This window comes from uncultured Nevskia sp. (genome assembly GCF_903885465.1).
Taxonomy (GTDB): domain Bacteria; phylum Pseudomonadota; class Gammaproteobacteria; order Nevskiales; family Nevskiaceae; genus Nevskia.
In genome coordinates, this window is record NZ_CAISIQ010000009.1 from 1 (window position 1) to 17,238 (window position 17,238).

Genomic DNA, 17,238 nt, shown 5'->3' on the forward strand with positions numbered 1-17,238 from the left:
CGCGGTGCTGGTGGTCGGCACTGGCCAGAGCGGCTGCCAGATTGCCGAGGATCTGCATCTCGCCGGCCGCAAGGTGCACCTCTGCGTCGGCGGCGCGCCGCGCGCGCCGCGCCAGTACCGCGGCAAGGATGCCGTCGAATGGCTGAACCAGATGGGCTATTACGACATCGGTATCCACGAGCATCCGAACAAGGAACGAGTGCGCGCCAAGGCCAACCACTATCTGACCGGCCGCGACGGTGGCCGCGAGATCGACCTGCGCAAGTTCGCCAGCGAAGGCATGGAGTTGTACGGCCGCCTGAACGACATCGTCGGCACCACGATGAGTCTGAAGCCGGATCTCGAACAGAACCTCGATGCCGCAGACCTCACGCTGGAATCGATCAAGGACACCATCGACGCATTCATCGCCAAGAGCGGCATCGATGCGCCCGTCGAGCCGCGTTACCTGCCGGTCTGGAAGCCCGCCGCCGAACGCACAGAACTCGATTTCAATGAGGCCGGCATCACCAGCGTGATCTGGTGCATCGGCTACAAGGCAGACTTCACCTGGGTCGACGTGCCGGTATTCGATGGCCGCGGCTATCCCGGTCACGACCGCGGCATCACCACCGTGCCCGGCCTCTACTTCCTCGGCCTGCCGTGGCAGTACACCTGGGGCTCGGGCCGCTTCTCCGGCGTCGCGCGCGACGCGGCGCATCTGGTCGAGCGCATTGCGTCGCGGCTGTACACCGCACCGCGCGCGACGGCCGGGCTCAATGCGCTGGCCTTGGGTTCCTAGGGCGGTAGCCGCGCGTGGAAGCGCAGGAAGGCGTCCAGCACCACCTCCGGCGCTTCGGTCTGCGGGTAATGGCCGATGCCCGGCAGCAAGCTGACGTCGGGATTCGGAATCAGCTGCCGGTAGCGCTCGACCATGTGCGCGCCCGAGATCGGATCGAGCGCGCCATCGATCAGGTGGAGCGCCACCGCGGTGGTCTGCAGCGCGCCGACCCAGCGATCGCGGTTGGCGCGCCGTTCGAGGATGTAGCGGATCAACCGGTGCAGCTTGCGATGACCGTTGTCATGCGCGAGCAGTGACCAGTACACCTTCGACTCTTCGGCTGAAGGCTTGGTCTGCGGCCCGAACACCAGCGCGAAGCTGGGCATGAAGCGCCGCTCGGTCATTACTGCGGCCACCAGCGGGCCGAGCATCGACAGCAGCAGTTTCTGCGCGCGCGAAGCGCGATGGGTTTCCGGGAACAGGCCGCCGTTGAGCAGCACGCAGGAGGCAATTTCCAGCGAGGCATCGCCAGCGACGCGGCGTGCGGCATCGCGCGCCAGCAGTTCCTGCGCAACGGTATCGCCGACATCGTGGGCGAGCAGATGTACACGCCGGACACCGCGATCGCGGAGCAGCGCTTCAGCGATATCGGCCTGCACCGTGATCGGATAATCCTGACCCGCGGGCTTCGCGGAGAACCCGTAGCCGAGCATGTCGAAGGCCAGCAGATGCTCGAAGCTCTGGTTCAAGCCGGCCCAGATCGGATACCAGTCGAACGACGCGGTCGGGAAACCGTGCAGGCACAGCAGGGAAGCATCGTCGTCGCTAGCCGTACCGGCTTCGCGAACGAAGATCGGCTGGCCCTGATGATCGAAGCGCAGGCCATCGCTTCGCCATTGCGCCAGCGCGGCGAGGCTAAGACCCGGGCAGGCGGTCACGTGCGGTACGAGGGATCGGCCTTGTCGAGCTTGCGCAGCAGGCCCGGCCAGACCAGACCCGCACCTTGGCCGCGTGTTGCTTCCTTGAGTTGGCGCATGCCGCCGTCGAGGATGTTCTGCGGAATCATCAGCAGGTTGTCGACGTTCGCGCCGCCGGCGCCCATCGCCCGCACCTGGATGTTGCAGGCGCTCTCGAAGATGTACATCGCCACCCAGGCTTCGGCGACCGAGGTGCCGACGGTCAGCAGGCCGTGGTTCTTCAGCATCAGGTAGGTGTTGCTGCCGAGATCGCGGACCAGACGCGGCCGCTCATCCTCGAGCAGGGCCACGCCTTCATAGTCGTGATAGCCGAGGTTCGACATCACGAAGATCGACTGCTGCGAGATCGGCAGCAAGCCTTCCTTGCGCGCCGACACGGCCACGCCATTCGCTGAGTGCACGTGCAGCACACAGTGCGCATCTTCGCGCGCCGCGTGCACCGCACTGTGGATGACGAAGCCGGCCGGGTTGATCGGATACGGCGACTCCATGACCTTGTTGCCCGCGAGATCGACCTTGACCAGGCTCGACGCGGTGATCTCGTCGAACAGGAAGCCGTAGGGGTTGATCAGGAAGTGATGCTCGGGCCCCGGCACGCGCGCCGAGATATGGGTGAACACCAGATCGCTCCAGCCGAACATGGCGACCAGCCGGTAGGCGGCGGCGAGATCGACTCTCAGCTGCCATTCCTCGGGCGATACCTTGCTGCGGACTTCCGGGATCTCTAGCTTTTCGTGGGCAGTCATGGCGGTCTCCTCCGTCGTTGCCGTGCGTCTTCAGTGGTTGGACGATGACATAGCCCCAGCAAAACGGGCAGTCAGGGTGAACCTGACTGCCCGTCCGGGACCCTCGATGCAGAGCGGCTTACGCGGTGGCTTCCAGCAGCCGTGACGTCGAACGGCTGCGGCCGCTGACCTTGGCCAACGCGTTGAGCAGCAGTTCGACATGGCGCTCGCTGCAGCTCTGGCCCATCAGGCCGATGCGCCAGACCTTGCCGGCGAAATCGCCGAGGCCGGCACCGATCTCGACGCCGTGATCGTTGAGCAGCTGGCCGCGGCCGGCGGCGTCATCGACACCTTCCGGAATCCAGACGCTGTTCAGCTGTGGCAGCCGCTCGCCCTGCGGCACCACGTAGCGGAAGCCGAGATCTTCCAGACCTTCGGCGAGCAGCGCATGCACGCGCGCATGGCGCGCCCAGCTTGCTTCAAGACCCTCCTCGTGCAGCATGCGCAGCGCTTCATGCAGGCCGAACAGCGCATTGACCGGCGCGGTGTGGTGGTAGGTACGGCGCGCCGTGGCGTTGCCGCCGCTGCCCCAGTAGCTCATCACCAGCGCCAGATCCTGGAACCAGGAGACCACCGGGGAATTGCGCGTCTTCAGGCGTTCGACGGCAGCCGCCGAGTACGTGACCGGCGACAAGCCCGGCGGCGCCGACAGGCACTTCTGAGTCGCCGAGTAGGTCGCATCGATGCCCCAGGCATCGACTTCCAGCGGCACGCCGGCCAGCGAAGTCACCGCATCGCAGAGGCTCAGGGCGCCGTGGGCGCGGGCGATTGCCGCGATCGTCTTGGCATCGCTCAGCGCGCCGGTGGAGGTTTCTGCCTGCACGAAGGCAACGACCCGGGTACCCGGATTGGCCTTGAGTGCGGCTTCGACGTCGGCCGGATCGACTGCGCGGCCCCAAGGCGTATTGACCTTGACGACCTTGGCACCCGCGCGCTCGGCCATCGAGCAGATACGGCCGCCGAACACGCCGTTGACGCAGACGATGATGGTGTCGCCCGGCTCGACCAGATTAATGACGCTGGTCTCCATGCCGATCGAACCCGGCGCAGAGATCGCGAAAGTCAGATCGTTCTCGGTACGGAAGGTGGCGCGCAGCAGCAGCTTGATCTCGTCCATCAGGCGGACGAATTCGGGATCGAGATGGCCGATCGTTCCCTGGCTGGCGGCGGCCAGAACCCGGGCATGGACATCGGACGGACCCGGGCCCATCAACACCCGCTTCGGCGCCACGAAGCCGCCAACCATCGGCACGGCGGCGCTCACGAAGCGCGCTCCGTGGTCGGAAGGAAGGCCACATCGAAACATGGAGTGCTGAGGAGATTGCTCATCGGATGACCACCGCTGTCTGGCGCCCGGATATAGGCTTTTATTTGCCGAAACAATCGCGTACAGCGCGTTTCGGACGCGCAGTACATGCGCGCAGCCGCGCGGCGTCAAGACCTTTCGAGGAATATCGTGCTCGGCGGACGGTTTCGCCATCGGCTGTCGTCAGCCAGATCGAAAGGGAATGGCGCTTGGAATGGCGCGATACATCCGGCATCGTCGCGACACTCCCGGAGACCGATCCCGATGGCCAAAGCCGCCCCGTACTTCTCGACCCAGACCCTCGCCTTCCTGCGCGCGCTCGCTGCCAACAACAGCCGCGAATGGTTCACCGCCCACAAGCCCGAATACGAGCAGCAAGTGAAGCTGCCATTCCTGCGACTGATCGGCGATCTCGATGCGCCGCTGAAGGAGATCAGCCCGCACTACGTAGCCAACCCGAAGCCGGTCGGTGGCTCGATGTTCCGCATCCATCGCGACACCCGCTTCGCCGCCGACAAGACGCCGTACAAGCCCTGGGCCGGCGCCAGCTTCTATCACCAGGCAACGCGCGCGGTGATCCGCGGCGGCGATGCCGATCAGGGCACGATGGGCCGGCTCGATGCACCGGGCTTCTACCTGCACATCAAGCCCGGCGACAGCTTCCTAGGCGGCGGCATCTGGCATCCGCAGCCGGAAACCTTGAAGCGCATCCGCACCTACCTGGTCAACAACCCGGCGAGCTGGAAAGCGGCGACCCGCTCGGCCGCGTTCAAGAAGGCCTTCGGCACCCTGGGCGGTGACAGCATGAAGCGCGTACCGCTGGGCTACGACCCGGCCCACGAGCTGATCGAGGACATCAAGCGCAAGGACTACATCGCCTCCGCCGCACTCGATGACGACACGCTGCTGGCGCCCGATCTGCCTAAGCGGATCATCAAGCAATACAAGCTCGCCAGCCCCTTGATCGACTGGCTGTGCGGGGCGCTGGATCTGGATTACTGAATTGCGAGCACGGCGCGCTGTACTCGCAATGGCCGCTGGACCTCAGGCCGCCATCTGCAGCGCCGGATTGAACAGCGCAAGGAAGCGACGACGTGCAGAGTTCGGCACCGCGCACTGCTGCAGGGCGTCGTCGAGGCCATCGGCGAGCACGGTGAGTGCGTGGAGATCGGCCCTGTCTTCGCGACGCTCGCTGCTCGCCGGCACAAACAGGACATTTCGCTGCGGGCCGCCGGCCAACCAGCTGAAATGGCGCACCAGCATCAGCCGCAGACGGACGATGTTGATACCGCTGAAATGATGATTGATGCGGCCATCGGCAGCGACGATGCCGATGTAGCGCTCGACGATTCCGGCGATGCCGGATTCGCCGCCGAGTGCGGCGTGCAACGTGGCATCGCCGCGATGGCCGGTGGCGCGGGCAGCGGCGCACAGCGAATCGAAGCCGTAGATGGCGTGACGGGTGTTGCTGGACCTGTAGTACATGACGATTGCTCCTGGCATGCGTACCGCTGAAGGCGCACGCAGCTTCCACGACAAACATGAACGAACGGCGACGCTCGGCGCCGTCATCGAATGCATTGCAAAAGGCGCGCCGCTTGGCGGCAGCTCTTGCGTCAGCCTGCGCAGCGCGCAGACCGACATCGAGCGCCGCAACAGCGGCGCAACGACATTCGGCAGCGGACGGGCAGGAGGTTCATGAGCGGATCGAGTTGGGAATCGGGAGTGCAGCTTCGTTTGTGACGAAGGCCGCAAGGACTGAACGCATGCTGCCGATTGCCCGCCGCTGCGGGAAGTGGTTTTGCGATCAAAGCTCAGATCGTTTTCGTGCCTGCCCTGCTGCAGCAAGTTTGATCAGCGCCGAACTGATGACCGCTCAGCTCAAGCGCAGCGCCAGCAGATCCTTCGAGCGCCGCCAGACACCGGCGACGATCGCCAGGGTGATCGTGCCGCCGATCAGTACCGATCGCGTCGCACCGAAGATCGCTGCCGAAGTGCCGGCCTGGAAGGCGCCGAGTTCGTTCGAGGAACTGATGAAGATGCTGTTCACGGCGAGCACTCTGCCGCGCAGATGATCCGGCGGCATCATCTGCAGGATGGTGCCGCGGATCACCACGCTGATCGAATCGAAGGCGCCGCTGGCGCACAGCGCTGCCGCCGACAGCCACAGGCTGCGCGAGAAGCCGAACACCAGGATCGACACGCCGAAGCCGGCGACCGCGATCAGCAGGTTGCGCCAAGCCTTGAACATCGGCGGATAGCGGGTGCACAGCAGCACGGTGACCATCGCACCGACTGCTGGTGCGGCACGCAGCACGCCGAGGCCCTGAGCGCCGATCTTGAGCACGTCTTCGGCGAACACCGGCAGGACTGCGACGACACCACCGAACAGCACCGAGAACAGATCCAGCGAGATCGAATACAGGATGATCTTCGACTGGAACACGAAGCGGATGCCGACCGCGAGACTTTCCCAGACCGATTCCTGCTGCTCGGCTGCGCTCAACTGCGGCGGTCGCGGCTTGATCCGCGCGTACATCACCGCTTGCAGCAGCAGCAAGGTGCAGACGCCGATCAGACTCGCCGACAGGCCAACGCCTGCATACAGAAAGCCGCCTGTCACCGGGCCGAGAATCGCGCCGGCCTGCCACAGCGTGCTGCTCCAGGCGGTGGCGTTGGCGTAGTGCTCGCGCGGCACCAGAAAGCCTTTCAGCGAGCTGACTGCCGGCGTCAAAAAGCCCCGCGCCAGGCCCAGCGCGGCCACCACGCCATAGCAGCAGGCCAGCAGCATGTTCTGGCTCAAGCCGCTGCGGATATGCGGCTGCAGCAGCCAAGTCAGGAACATCGAGCCGACCAGAATGAAGCTGAGCGCGAACAGCATGATGCTGCGCTTGTCCCGGCGATCGGCGACATGGCCACCGAACAGGGCCACCGCCATGAACGGCAGCGCTTCGGCGAGGCCGAGCAGGCCGAGCACGAACGGATCGTGGGTGATCAGGTACAGCTCGTAGGCAATGGCGATTTCCTGCACCGTCATCGCGATCGTGAACAGGAAGTTGCCGACGATCAGGTTGCGGTATTCAGGGAAGCGCAGCGCGGCAAAAGCATCGGCACGCAGCGGCGGTGTGGCGGGCGTTTCGGTCAAGGCAGGCTCAGGCAGATTCGGTGTCGTCGCGATCGTTGTCGCCAGCAAGCTTCAGCGCCAGTTGGTACAGCGGCTTTTTCGCCGCCCCGGTGATCTCGACTGCCAGTCGGACCGCGCGAGACGCCGGCAGTTCGGCCAGCAGCAGACGCAGCACGCGCTCGGCCTCGACGTCGATCCGGTCCTCGTTCTCCGCGATCGGCGCGCCTTCAACGATCAGCACGAACTCACCGCGGCCACGGTTCGGATCTTCGCGTTGCCAGATGCGCAGTTCGGCCGCGGGCAAGGTGATGCTCTGCTCGAAGCGCTTGGTCAGCTCACGCGCCAGGCAGACGCGGCGCTCGGGCCCGAGCACAGCGACCAGATCATCAAGGCTGTCTTCGATGCGATGGGTCGATTCGTAATAGATCGCGGTACTCGGCTCGGCCTTGATCCGCTCGAACGCGGCGCGTCGGGCACCGGACTTGGCCGGCAGGAAACCGGCGAACACGAAGCGATCGGTCGGTAGACCGGATACCGACAGCGCGGCGATCGCAGCACAGGGGCCCGGCACGGTGTAAACGGCGCGCCCCGCTGCACGCGCGGCACGGACCAGCGCATAACCCGGATCGGAAATCAACGGCGTGCCGGCGTCAGAGACCACGGCGAGCGTGGCGCCATCGGCCAGTTCAGCGATCAGGCCTTCGGCGATCCGCGTCTCGTTGTGATCGTGCAGCGCCACCAGCCCGCCGGGCGGCGTGCGAATACCGAAATGGGCGAGCAATGCCGCGGTGGTGCGGGTGTCCTCGGCGGCAATGCGGCTGACCGCGCCGAGCACGGCTTGCGCACGCGGCGACAGATCGCCGAGATTGCCGATCGGCGTGGCCACGACATAGAGCGCGCCGGGTTCGAGACTGGCGTCATTAGCGACGCTCATCGATGCCAACCTGACAGGAGGGCAACGGGGATCAACTGCAAAAAGGCCATGTCATACTTTACTTGATGACTTCCCAAGACTCCGTTTCTGCCCCGGCCCAGGCACGCCTGCTTCGCGCACTGCCGGCGCTGATGTTGCTCGGCCTGACCGCCTGCTCGACCAGTACCGGCATCGTCAAACGTTATCCCGGCAACTACGGCAGCGAGTCGGCGACGTCGACTTCGCCGAGCTACGGCAGTAGCTCGGCAACTGAGGCCGACGCGGCGCTGGCACGCGGCGATGCCGCCGCAGCCGCCCGCAGCTATCAGGCTGCTGCCGCCGACGCGACGCCGGAGCAGGCCGCTGACCTGCGTCTGCGTGCCGCTGATGCCTCGCTGGCCGCGCGCGATCCGTTCCGTGCCGACCAGATCCTCGACCAGATTCCGGCGCAGACCAGCGATCCGGCCCTGCAGACCCGCTACCGCCTGCTGCGCGCGCAAGCGGCGCTGATGCGCAACGACTCGGCCCGGGCGCTTCGCCTGCTGCCGGCCGGCGATCCGGGCGGCGATCCGCAATTGGCCGAGCGCCAGTTGCTGATTCGCGCGCAGGCCCAGGCGCGCGGCAACGATCCGATCGGCCTGACCCAGAGCCTGGTGCTGCGCGAGCACTACCTGAACGGCATCGTCGCCCTCAACGCCAATCGCGAAACGCTGTGGAACCTGCTGCAGGGCGCCACACTCGACGCCGCCACCCTCGGCCGCGCGGCCAGCCAGCCGCCGCTGGTCAGAGGCTGGCTGGACCTAGCAGCGCTGCATCGTCGTCGCGCCACGCTGGGCGAGTTCGATCTCTGGCGCAAACGCTATCCGCGCCATCCGGGCGAAGAACGCCTTGCCGCGCTGTATGCGCCATCGCCTTCGCTGGTGCCGGCCGAAGCCGCGCAGCAGCCGCTGGCGCCGTACGCACCGCTCGGTACCGCGCCAAGCAACGGCTCATTCCCGGATGTGACCGCTGGCGCACCGCTGGCGCACGGTCGCAGCATCGCCCTGCTGCTGCCGCAGACCGGGCCGCAGGCTGCCTTCGCTGATGCGCTGCGCGCCGGCTATGCGAGTGCCGCTTCGACGAGTTCAGCTCCGCCAGCCCGCATCTACGACCCTTCCGCCTACGGGCAGGCAGTCAGCGACGGCGCCGGCGTGGTGGTTGGCCCGCTGCTCAAGGAAAACCTCACCGTACTGGCGCAGTCGCCGGCGCTGCCGGTTCCGGTGCTCGGCCTCAACTACCTGGATAGCAACCGCCCCGCCCCGCCGGGCCTGTACCAGTTCGGCCTGGCGCCCGAGGACGAGGCTCGCGCCGCCGCCGAGGACGCCGTGTCGCGCGGCCTGCGGCGGGCGCTGTCGATGACGCCGTCCAGCGACTGGGGCAACCGCGTGCAGTCCGCGTTCGAGACCCGCCTGCGCGAACTCGGCGGCGTGGTCGTCGACTCTGGCCGCTACTACGGCGAGCCGCAGGCCTGGGCCGATCCGGTACGCAAGCTGTTGCGCTACGTGGCGATCGACGACAAGAAGAAAGCCGCCGAAGCGCGCGCCAAGGCCGGACCCGATATCGATCCGCAGCGCCGCAACGATTTCGACTTCGTGTTCATCGCTGCTCGTGCCTCGCAGGCTCGTGTGCTGTGGCCGCTGTTCCGCTATTACCACGCTGATCGCACGCCGGTGTACGCCACGTCCGCTGTCAACGAAGGCCCGGGCGATGGCGATCTCAGCGGCATCCGCTTCTGCGATGTGCCCTGGCTGCTGGACGGCATCGGTGGCGCCCTGCAGCCGATGCGCGATGCCGCCCAGAACGGCCGCAGCCGGGAAGCGGCGCGCTTCTATGCCTTCGGTGCCGATGCCTGGCTGCTGGCCAACCGGATCGCCCAGAACTCGCTGCGGCCCGGCGATCTGGTACAGGGCGCCACCGGCGCGCTGGCGGTCGAGACCAATGGCGCGATCCGCCGCAAGCTGGTCTGCGCCAGGATGACCAACGGCGGAGACCCTTCCGTGATGGCACCGGGTATCGAGCCCGCGCTCAATTCGCTCAGCCCGCCGCCGTGAACTGGCTGCGCGGTGCCGACGCCGAAACGCGGGCACTGCGCCACCTGGAACGCCAGGGTCTGAAGCTGGTCGCCCGCAACTGGCGCTGCAAGGGCGGCGAACTGGATCTGGTGATGCGCGATGGCGAGGCGCTGGCGATCATCGAAGTGCGCAGCCGTGGACGCAGCGATTACGGCTCGGCGCTGGAATCGATCGATGCCCGCAAGCGCGGTCATCTGGTCCACGCCACGCAGCTCTTCCTCGCCGCTCACGCCGAACACGCGCAGCGCGAAATCCGCTTCGATGTCGTCGCGCTCGACGGCAATCAACTGCACTGGCTGAAGGCGGCATTCGATGTCGACGCCTGAAACCGTCGGCCCCGATATCGAACTGCCGGCCAGCGTCGCGCGCCAGCTGCGCGAGCTCCTGCCGCCGGACCGGCTGCTGCTAGATCCCGCCGATCGCCTCGCCTACGGTTACGACAACAGCCGCCGCGTCGCGATGCCGCAGGCAGTGGCGCTGGCCGCTACCGTTGACGAAGTACAGGCCCTGATCGACTGCTGCCGCGAGCACGCGCTGCCGCTGATCGCTCGCGGCCGCGGCACCAATACCACCGGCGCCACGGTGCCGATCCACGGCGGCGTGGTGCTGTCGCTGGAGCGGATGAACAAGGTGCTGCGGGTGTCGCCCGGTGATCGCCTGCTCGAATGCGAGGCCGGCGCGCTGAACGGCGACGTGCAGCGCGAGGCCGCGAAGCACGGCCTGTTCTGGGCGCCGGATCCGACCAGCAGCGGCTACTCGACGGTCGGCGGCAACCTCGCCTGTGGTGCCGGTGGGCCGCGCGCGGTGAAGTACGGCACGGCGCGCGACAACGTGCTCGGCCTGCGCGCGATCGCCGGCAGCGGAACGCGCTTGAAGACCGGCTGCTACACGACCAAGGGCGTGGTCGGTTATGACCTTACGCGTCTCTTGATCGGCTCCGAAGGCACGCTGGCGGTGATCACCCAGGCTGCCCTGAAGCTGCTGCCAAAGCCGGAAACCACGCGCACCTTGCGTGCGGCCTATCGCGACGTCGAAGCCGCCGCCGCGGCCGTCGCCCGGCTGATGGCGCAGCCGGAAACGCCGAGCGCGCTGGAATTTCTCGATGGCGATGCCGTGCAGCTGGCGCAGGCCCATCGCGACTGCGGCCTCACGGCAGACTGCGGCGCGCTGCTGTTGATCGAATGCGATGGCAGCCATGCCGGCATTGCCGCCGTGGTCGCGGCGGTCAGTGCAGCGGCGAGCGGTGATGGTCTGATCGATCTGCGTGCGGCGCGTTCCGAGGCCGAGGCCGAAGATCTGTGGGCAGCGCGCAAGGCGCTGTCACCGGCGCTGCGCAGCCTGGCGCCGAAGAAGGTCAACGAGGATGTCGCGGTGCCGGTGTCGCGGCTGCCGGAGCTGATCCGTGGCGTCGCGGCATTGTCGAAGCAACACGGCATCCGCATCGTCTGCTTCGGCCATGCCGGCAACGGCAACATCCACGTCAACCTGCTCGCCAATCCGGATGATCCGGCGCAGATGGTGGCGATCGAAGCCTGTCTGCACGCGGTGTTCCGACTGGTGCTGAGCCTTGAAGGCACCTTGTCTGGCGAGCACGGCGTCGGCATCGACAAGCGCGCTTTCGTCGCCTGGGAAATCGATGCTGCGACCTTGTCGATGATGCATGCGGTGAAGCGCGCGTTCGATCCGGTCGGCATCCTCAATCCGGGCAAGGCGCTGCCAGCGCCGCCTGCCTGAGCGAACACGGAACGATGGCCACAAGTCTGAAGGAACTGATGTACGGCCCGATGCGCGCCGGCCGTCTCGACTGGATCGGCCTCAGGCCCGCGCGGCGCGAGACGCTGCAGTCCGTCGCGGCTGCCAATGTCGAGATCGGTGGCGGCCTGCTTGGCGATCACTACACCGGGCCGCTCGACGGCAAGCGCATGGTGTCGATGATTCAGGCCGAGCATCTGGCAGCGGTCGCCGGCATTCTCGGTCTGGCCCAGATCACGCCGTTGATGACCCGGCGCAATCTGGTCATCTCCGGCCTGAATCTGCTGGCCTTGAAAGACCGGCAGTTCACGATCGGTGACGCGCTGTTCGAGTTCACCGGCCCTTGCGCACCGTGCTCGCGGATGGACGAAAACCTCGGGCCCGGCGGCTTCCAGGCGATGCGCGGCCATGGCGGCATCATCACCCGCGTGCTGCGTGCGGGAACGATCCAGGTCGGTGATGCGGTGGTGGTGCTCGACGTGGCTCAGCACCTGTCGAACAGCGCGACGCTGTCGCTATTTGATGACGCGTAGCTTCGGTCGACCGCTCGGCTTCGGCGGTTCCGGCGGCAGCTCCGGTGCATCGGTCGCAGGATCACCGGTTTCCGGTTCACCGAAGACGATGCCCTCGCCGTTCTCCCGTGCGTAGATCGCCAGCACTGCACCGCTCGGCACCACGATCTCATAAGGACGACCACCGAAACGCGCCGAGAAGAAGATCGGATCGTTCTCGATGTTCAGTTCGCGCACCGCCATGCCGCCGATGTCGAGGGCGATACGGCCATCCTTGACGAACGGCAGCGGCACGGTGACGCCGGGCTGATCAGCCGCGACCAGCAGATACGGCGTGAAGCCGTTGTCCAGGGTCCACTGATAGATCGCGCGGATCAGATAGGGACGGCGCGATTTGGACGGATTGGCCATCGGTCAGCGAACTCAGCTGCGGCGACGGCCAGTGGCCGGCGCGATCGTCGACGGATGGAAGCAGCGCTGGAAACCCGGGCGCGCGAACAGTCGCGCACCGTAGGCGCCGACGCTGGCCGCTTCGGGCGGCAAAGCCAGCTTGGCCATCTGCACCCGGCGCAGCAGCACCGCCCAGGCGGTATCGGCGAGCGAACATTCCGGACCGAGGATATGACCGCGCGCCGGAAAGAAGCGGGCGCCGGCCTTGAGGCCTTCGATCAGCTGCTTGCGCGCCGCATTGGCTTCCGCACCGGTGCCTGTCATCGCGACGGCGAGCGGAAACAGTTCGTGCTCGATGCGATGCAGGCTCATCCGGACGCGGGCGCGGCCGGCAGGTTCCTGCGGCATCAGCGGCGGATGCGGATAGCGCTCGTCGAGGTATTCGACGATCACTCGGGCGCTGGAAATCACGCCTTCGCGATCCGCCAGAGTCGGCAAGGTCTGCGCCGGATTGAGGACCAGGAAATCTTCGTCGACCTTGCCGGGCATGATGATCTTGACGACGGCGGTGTCGACGTCCTTCTCGGCGAGGACCAGTCGAGCCCAGTCGCCGTGCAGCGAGTCAGGGCCTACATAGAGGGTCAAACCCGCGTTGGCGGCGGGCTTGATCGGGGGCATCGGAACTCTTGCTCGCAGACGCAGGGCCATGTCAGACCCTGCGTGCTGCGTGAACTGAAAGGCAGTGCGTCAAGGTGATCAATGAATGTCGCGCCAGAATTCCTTCTTCAGCAGATAGGTCAGACCCAGCAGCACGAACAGGTACAGCATGACCTTCAGACCGGTGCTGATCCGCGCCTGCTTGCCTGGCTCCGAAGCGTAGTCCAGGAAGTTGACCAGATCGCCGACGAAGGCCTGATATTCGGCCGGGGTCAGCGTGCCCTTGCTGACCGGCTCGAACGGGCTGCCTTCGTGGTGGCCACCACCGTGCTCGGCACCATGTTCACCTTCCTTGGCACCTTCAGCAGCGTGCTCGGCCTTCTTCTGCCAGCCCTGCAGTTCCCAGAGCACATGCGGCATCGAAGCACCGGGCAGCACGGTGTTGTTGACGCCCAACGGACGGCTGTCGTCCAGATAGAAGCTCTGCAGATAGGTGTAGACCCAGTCGGCACCGCGAGCGCGGGTTTCCAGCGACAGATCCGGCGGCACGCGGCCGAACCAGTCGACGGAGGCTGCCGGCATCGCGATCTTGATCTGGTCGCCGAGCTTGTCGCTGGTGAACATCAGATTCTTCTTCAGCACATCGGGCGGAATGTTCAGATCCGCACCCATGCGCTCGTAGCGCAGGTACTTCAGCGAATGGCAGCCCGAGCAATAAGCCATGAAGTTGCGCGCGCCGCGCTGCGCCGACGGCAGGTTGCCGGAGTTCGCAGTGAAGTGCTGCAGCGCCACGCCAGTGTTGGCGCTGACGGCCTGCGGCAGCAGTACGGCGGCCGCGAGCAGTGCGGATTGGGCCGAAACCTGGGCCAGACGAGTGATAAGACGAGTCATGGTGCGATTCGAGCGGGGTGTCATTCGGTCACCCGTTCTGGCACGGGCTTGGTCTTGTCGATCTTCGAGTACCACGGCATCAGCAGGAAGAACGCGAAGTACAGGATCGTGCCGATCTGCGAGATCAGCTGCACGGTGTCACTCGGCGGCTGCAGGCCGTAGTAGTTGAGGATCACGAAGTTGATCGCGAAGATGGTCAGCGCAATCTTCGACAGCGCGCCCTTGTAGCGGATCGACTTGACCTTGGACCGGTCGAGCCAAGGCACGAAGAACAGGATCACCACCGCCGCGCCCATCACGATCACGCCCCAGATCTGGGTGCCGGCAAAGCTCGGCGTGGCGCGCAACATCGCGTAGTAGGTACCGAAGTACCAGGCTGGCGTGATGTGTTCCGGGGTGTTGGTCTGGCTGGCCGGCGTGAAGTTCGGCGCTTCCAGGAAGTAGCCACCACCGTCCGGCATGAAGAACAGCACGGCGCAGAAGATGATCAGGAAGCCGGCCACGCCGACCATGTCCTTGACCGTGTAGTACGGGTGGAACGGAATGCCGTCGAGCGGAATGCCGGTCGCCGGATCCTTCTTCTTCTTGATCTCGACGCCATCCGGATTGTTCGAGCCGACTTCATGCAACGCCAGGATGTGGGCGACCACAAGGCCGACCAGCACGAACGGCAGCGCGATGACGTGAATCGAGAACAGGCGGTTCAGCGTGGCATCGGACGGCACGAAATCGCCCTGGATCCAGGTCACCAGGTCCGGACCAATGAACGGGATGGTGCCGAACAGGTTGATGATCACCGCCGCGCCCCAGTAGCTCATGTTGCCCCAAGGCAGCACGTAACCACAGAAGGCTTCGGCCATCAGCACCAGGAAGATCAGCGCGCCGAACACCCAGATCAGTTCGCGCGGCTTCTGGTACGAGCCGTACATCAGGCCGCGGAACATATGCAGGAAGACGACGACGAAGAACGCCGAGGCGCCAGTCGAATGCATGTAGCGGATGACGTTGCCCCAGGGCACGTCGCGCATGATGTATTCGACCGAGTCGAACGCCGTTTCGGCGCCCGGCTTGTAGTGCATGGTCAAGAAGATGCCGGTCAGCAACTGGTTGACGAGCACCAGCAGTGCCAGCGAGCCGAAGAAGTACCAGAAGTTGAAGTTCTTCGGCGCGTAATACTCCGACAGATGCTCCTTCCACATCTTGGTGAGCGGGAAGCGATCGTCGATCCAACCGAGCGCGCCGGTTGTCTTGTACGGGTTTGGCGTGATGGCCATGGAGAACTATCCGTAAATTGGGTAAGCGGGTGTCGAACTCAGGCCGTCTTCGGGTCTTCGCCGATGACGACGACGGTATCGGTCTCGTAGCGATGCGGCGGCACGACGATATTGGTCGGTGCCGGCACGCCCTTGTAGACGCGTCCCGCGAGATCGAACTTCGAGCCGTGGCAAGGGCAGAAGAAACCGCCCTGCCAGTTCGCCGCGATCTCCGGTGCCGGGTGGTCGGTACGCAGGATCGGCGAGCAGCCGAGGTGCGTGCAGACGCCCTTCATGACCATGTATTCCGGCTTCAGCGCGCGCGACTTGTCGGTGATGTACTTCGGCTGCTGCGCGACCTTGGACTCGGGATCGACCAGATCACCGGTCACCTTGTCGAGACCGGCCAGCATCTCCGGCGTGCGACGCACGACCCAGATCGGCTGACCGCGCCAGAGATAAGTAGCGCGCATGCCGGGCTCGAGGGTGCTCAGATCGGCGATGACCGGCGCACCAAGCGCCTTGGCGCGGGCACTGGGCTTCAGCGATGCGAGGAACGGCCAGGCTACGGCAGCGGCACCAGCAGCGCCGACTACCGAAGTCGCTGTGGTGAGGAAGCGACGACGGTTGCCGTCGACACCTTCATTGCTCATGTATATGCGACCTTTTGAGTGCTTGCAGGCAAGCGGATTCGGGGCAGATTCGGGGGCATGTTCTGAGGCTGTCCGAGGACGGCCGCAAAACCCGGCCATTATACCGGCCGTCGAGCGGGATCGTCATCAAGACTGATGCCATGTTCGTCGAACTTGCTGCCAAAAATTTCTGTCGACGCGCGTTGGCCGATCGGATGACGCGCGGATGAGCGTCACAGGTTCACTCTTTCACAGGCCGCAACGCGCTCACCGGCCAAGTCTCGCAGCGCCGGCAAGCGCTCGCGGCACACCGGCAACACCGAGGTGCAGCGCGGCGCGAACGCGCAAGCAAGCGTGCGCTGCGCCGGATCGGGCGGCTGGCCCGCGATTGATGGCAGCCGTTCCGGCCGTGGCCCGAGCAGGGACGGCCGCGAGGCCAGCAAGGCTGCCGTGTACGGATGCGCAGGACTCGCAAGCACCGCTGTCGACGGCCCTGCTTCAACGATCCTGCCGGCATACATCACCGCCACGCAATCACAGTGGCCGGCGACGACGCCGAGATCGTGGGTGATCAGCAACAAGGCCAGATTCAGTTCGCGGCGCAGTTCATCGAGCAGATCGAGAATCTGCGCCTGGATGGTGACGTCGAGCGCGGTGGTCGGCTCGTCGGCAATCAGCAACTGCGGTTTGCAGAGCAGCGCCATCGCGATCATCACCCGCTGACGCTGGCCACCAGACAGTTCATGCGGATACTGCTGCAGCCGCCGCAAGGCATCCGGGATACGCACGGCATCGAGCATGCGCGCGGCTTCACGCAGCGCAGCGCGGCGACTGGCCCCGCGATGCACTTCGAGCACTTCGGCCAGTTGCAGGCCGATGCTCAAGCTCGGATTCAAGCTGGTCATCGGGTCCTGGAAGATCATCGCGATCCGGCTGCCGCGCAGGCGATCCATCTGCTGACGGCTCGCACCCAGCAGTTCGTTGCCGTCGAAACGGATCGAGCCTTCGGCTGCAGCACTCGCCGGCAGCAGGCCGAGTATCGCGAGCGCCGTCTGACTCTTGCCGGAGCCGGATTCGCCGACCAGTCCCAGCGATTCGCCGGCGGCCAGCGACAGGCTGACGCCGTCGAGCACGGTGACCGGCGCCGCTCCCCTGCCCCGTCCCGGATGGCGAAC

18 protein-coding genes and 1 pseudogene are annotated in these 17,238 nt (G+C 65.8%); 7 read left to right on the plus strand and 12 right to left on the minus strand.

Translation table 11 applies throughout. The features are described from left to right. A pseudogene (locus QZY06_RS00305) lies at positions 1-781 on the plus strand (FAD-dependent oxidoreductase); the annotation flags it as partial. On the opposite strand, the gene QZY06_RS00310 reads toward QZY06_RS00305, so the two are convergent. The 3 genes from QZY06_RS00310 to QZY06_RS00320 all read right to left on the minus strand — a co-directional run bounded on the left by QZY06_RS00310 (position 778) and on the right by QZY06_RS00320 (position 3,768). Next, a complete protein-coding gene (locus tag QZY06_RS00310; RefSeq protein ID WP_295678690.1) occupies positions 778-1,698 on the minus strand; it encodes an alpha/beta hydrolase in 921 nt (306 codons plus the stop codon). The pseudogene QZY06_RS00305 and the gene QZY06_RS00310 sit on opposite strands and share 4 nt — an antisense overlap. Then, positions 1,695-2,483, minus strand: a complete 789-nt coding sequence (locus QZY06_RS00315) for a class II aldolase/adducin family protein (protein ID WP_295678692.1) — start codon at positions 2,481-2,483, stop codon at positions 1,695-1,697. Before QZY06_RS00315 ends, QZY06_RS00310 begins: the two co-directional genes overlap by 4 nt. Before the next feature lie 118 nt (positions 2,484-2,601). Further along, complete coding sequence (locus QZY06_RS00320; protein ID WP_367275524.1) at positions 2,602-3,768, minus strand: alanine--glyoxylate aminotransferase family protein; 1,167 nt, start codon at positions 3,766-3,768, stop codon at positions 2,602-2,604. Between the two features lie 324 nt (positions 3,769-4,092). On the opposite strand from QZY06_RS00320, the gene QZY06_RS00325 reads away from it, so the two are divergent. Beyond that, complete coding sequence (locus QZY06_RS00325) at positions 4,093-4,830, plus strand: DUF2461 domain-containing protein (RefSeq protein ID WP_295678697.1); 738 nt, start codon at positions 4,093-4,095, stop codon at positions 4,828-4,830. A gap of 42 nt (positions 4,831-4,872) precedes the next feature. Here the strand turns inward: QZY06_RS00325 and QZY06_RS00330 are convergent, their stop codons facing one another. Further along, positions 4,873-5,313 carry a hypothetical protein gene (locus tag QZY06_RS00330; protein WP_295678699.1) on the minus strand — a complete coding sequence of 147 codons (441 nt, stop codon included), beginning with the start codon at positions 5,311-5,313 and terminating at the stop codon, positions 4,873-4,875. Between QZY06_RS00330 and QZY06_RS00335 the strand changes: the two genes are divergently transcribed. Next, positions 5,312-5,530: a hypothetical protein gene (locus QZY06_RS00335; protein ID WP_295678701.1), complete on the plus strand. Its 219-nt coding sequence runs from the start codon at positions 5,312-5,314 to the stop codon at positions 5,528-5,530. The genes QZY06_RS00330 and QZY06_RS00335 overlap by 2 nt on opposite strands. A gap of 174 nt (positions 5,531-5,704) precedes the next feature. On the opposite strand, the gene QZY06_RS00340 is transcribed toward QZY06_RS00335, so the two are convergent. Together QZY06_RS00340 and rsmI are read right to left on the minus strand one after the other, a co-directional pair. After that, positions 5,705-6,973, minus strand: coding sequence for an MFS transporter (locus QZY06_RS00340; protein WP_295678703.1), 1,269 nt, complete (start codon positions 6,971-6,973; stop codon positions 5,705-5,707). Positions 6,974-6,980: 7 nt separating this feature from the next. After that, positions 6,981-7,886, minus strand: a complete 906-nt coding sequence (rsmI, locus tag QZY06_RS00345) for a 16S rRNA (cytidine(1402)-2'-O)-methyltransferase (RefSeq protein ID WP_295678706.1) — start codon at positions 7,884-7,886, stop codon at positions 6,981-6,983. 65 nt (positions 7,887-7,951) lie between these two features. Here rsmI and QZY06_RS00350 point away from each other — a divergent pair, with 65 nt between their 5' ends. From QZY06_RS00350 to QZY06_RS00365, 4 genes are read left to right on the plus strand one after another with little or no spacing between them, the layout of a single operon-like run. After that, on the plus strand, positions 7,952-9,955 hold the full coding sequence (locus tag QZY06_RS00350; protein ID WP_295678708.1) for a penicillin-binding protein activator: 2,004 nt from the start codon (positions 7,952-7,954) through the stop codon (positions 9,953-9,955). Beyond that, complete coding sequence (locus QZY06_RS00355; RefSeq protein ID WP_295678710.1) at positions 9,952-10,302, plus strand: YraN family protein; 351 nt, start codon at positions 9,952-9,954, stop codon at positions 10,300-10,302. Before QZY06_RS00350 ends, QZY06_RS00355 begins: the two co-directional genes overlap by 4 nt. Then, positions 10,289-11,710: an FAD-linked oxidase C-terminal domain-containing protein gene (locus QZY06_RS00360; protein WP_295678712.1), complete on the plus strand. Its 1,422-nt coding sequence runs from the start codon at positions 10,289-10,291 to the stop codon at positions 11,708-11,710. Before QZY06_RS00355 ends, QZY06_RS00360 begins: the two co-directional genes overlap by 14 nt. Before the next feature lie 14 nt (positions 11,711-11,724). Beyond that, a complete protein-coding gene (locus tag QZY06_RS00365) occupies positions 11,725-12,261 on the plus strand; it encodes an MOSC domain-containing protein (protein WP_295678714.1) in 537 nt (178 codons plus the stop codon). Here the strand turns inward: QZY06_RS00365 and QZY06_RS00370 are convergent. The 6 genes from QZY06_RS00370 to QZY06_RS00395 form a co-directional block, all read right to left on the minus strand. Beyond that, positions 12,244-12,651 carry a ClpXP protease specificity-enhancing factor gene (locus tag QZY06_RS00370; RefSeq protein ID WP_295678717.1) on the minus strand — a complete coding sequence of 136 codons (408 nt, stop codon included), beginning with the start codon at positions 12,649-12,651 and terminating at the stop codon, positions 12,244-12,246. The genes QZY06_RS00365 and QZY06_RS00370 overlap by 18 nt on opposite strands. A 12-nt stretch (positions 12,652-12,663) precedes the next feature. Beyond that, entirely contained in the window at positions 12,664-13,308 is a 645-nt protein-coding gene (locus QZY06_RS00375; RefSeq protein WP_295678719.1) for a glutathione S-transferase N-terminal domain-containing protein, read from the minus strand. A 78-nt stretch (positions 13,309-13,386) separates the two neighbouring features. Then, positions 13,387-14,178 (minus strand): cytochrome c1, encoded by a 792-nt coding sequence (locus tag QZY06_RS00380; RefSeq protein ID WP_295678721.1) that lies wholly within the window; start codon positions 14,176-14,178, stop codon positions 13,387-13,389. Between the two features lie 20 nt (positions 14,179-14,198). Continuing rightward, positions 14,199-15,452: a cytochrome bc complex cytochrome b subunit gene (locus QZY06_RS00385; RefSeq protein ID WP_293390445.1), complete on the minus strand. Its 1,254-nt coding sequence runs from the start codon at positions 15,450-15,452 to the stop codon at positions 14,199-14,201. Between the two features lie 38 nt (positions 15,453-15,490). Beyond that, the gene (petA, locus tag QZY06_RS00390) at positions 15,491-16,084 is read right to left on the minus strand and encodes a ubiquinol-cytochrome c reductase iron-sulfur subunit (protein ID WP_295678724.1); all 594 of its coding nucleotides are present in this window, start codon (positions 16,082-16,084) and stop codon (positions 15,491-15,493) included. 212 nt (positions 16,085-16,296) lie between these two features. Beyond that, positions 16,297-17,196 (minus strand): ABC transporter ATP-binding protein, encoded by a 900-nt coding sequence (locus tag QZY06_RS00395; protein ID WP_367275525.1) that lies wholly within the window; start codon positions 17,194-17,196, stop codon positions 16,297-16,299. Positions 17,197-17,238: the final 42 nt, after the last annotated feature.

Excerpts from the sequence above, each read along its gene's own strand:
- QZY06_RS00315 (WP_295678692.1), bottom strand. The coding sequence starts at position 2,483 with ATGACTGCCCACGAAAAGCTAGAGATCCCGGAAGTCCGCAGCAAGGTA.
- QZY06_RS00320 (WP_367275524.1), bottom strand. The coding sequence starts at position 3,768 with ATGGTTGGCGGCTTCGTGGCGCCGAAGCGGGTGTTGATGGGCCCGGGT.
- QZY06_RS00325 (WP_295678697.1), top strand. The coding sequence starts at position 4,093 with ATGGCCAAAGCCGCCCCGTACTTCTCGACCCAGACCCTCGCCTTCCTG.
- QZY06_RS00335 (WP_295678701.1), top strand. The coding sequence starts at position 5,312 with ATGACGATTGCTCCTGGCATGCGTACCGCTGAAGGCGCACGCAGCTTC.
- QZY06_RS00330 (WP_295678699.1), bottom strand. The coding sequence starts at position 5,313 with ATGTACTACAGGTCCAGCAACACCCGTCACGCCATCTACGGCTTCGAT.
- rsmI (WP_295678706.1), bottom strand. The coding sequence starts at position 7,886 with ATGAGCGTCGCTAATGACGCCAGTCTCGAACCCGGCGCGCTCTATGTC.
- QZY06_RS00350 (WP_295678708.1), top strand. The coding sequence starts at position 7,952 with ATGACTTCCCAAGACTCCGTTTCTGCCCCGGCCCAGGCACGCCTGCTT.
- QZY06_RS00360 (WP_295678712.1), top strand. The coding sequence starts at position 10,289 with ATGTCGACGCCTGAAACCGTCGGCCCCGATATCGAACTGCCGGCCAGC.
- QZY06_RS00365 (WP_295678714.1), top strand. The coding sequence starts at position 11,725 with ATGGCCACAAGTCTGAAGGAACTGATGTACGGCCCGATGCGCGCCGGC.
- QZY06_RS00370 (WP_295678717.1), bottom strand. The coding sequence starts at position 12,651 with ATGGCCAATCCGTCCAAATCGCGCCGTCCCTATCTGATCCGCGCGATC.
- QZY06_RS00375 (WP_295678719.1), bottom strand. The coding sequence starts at position 13,308 with ATGCCCCCGATCAAGCCCGCCGCCAACGCGGGTTTGACCCTCTATGTA.
- QZY06_RS00380 (WP_295678721.1), bottom strand. The coding sequence starts at position 14,178 with ATGACTCGTCTTATCACTCGTCTGGCCCAGGTTTCGGCCCAATCCGCA.
- QZY06_RS00385 (WP_293390445.1), bottom strand. The coding sequence starts at position 15,452 with ATGGCCATCACGCCAAACCCGTACAAGACAACCGGCGCGCTCGGTTGG.
- petA (WP_295678724.1), bottom strand. The coding sequence starts at position 16,084 with ATGAGCAATGAAGGTGTCGACGGCAACCGTCGTCGCTTCCTCACCACA.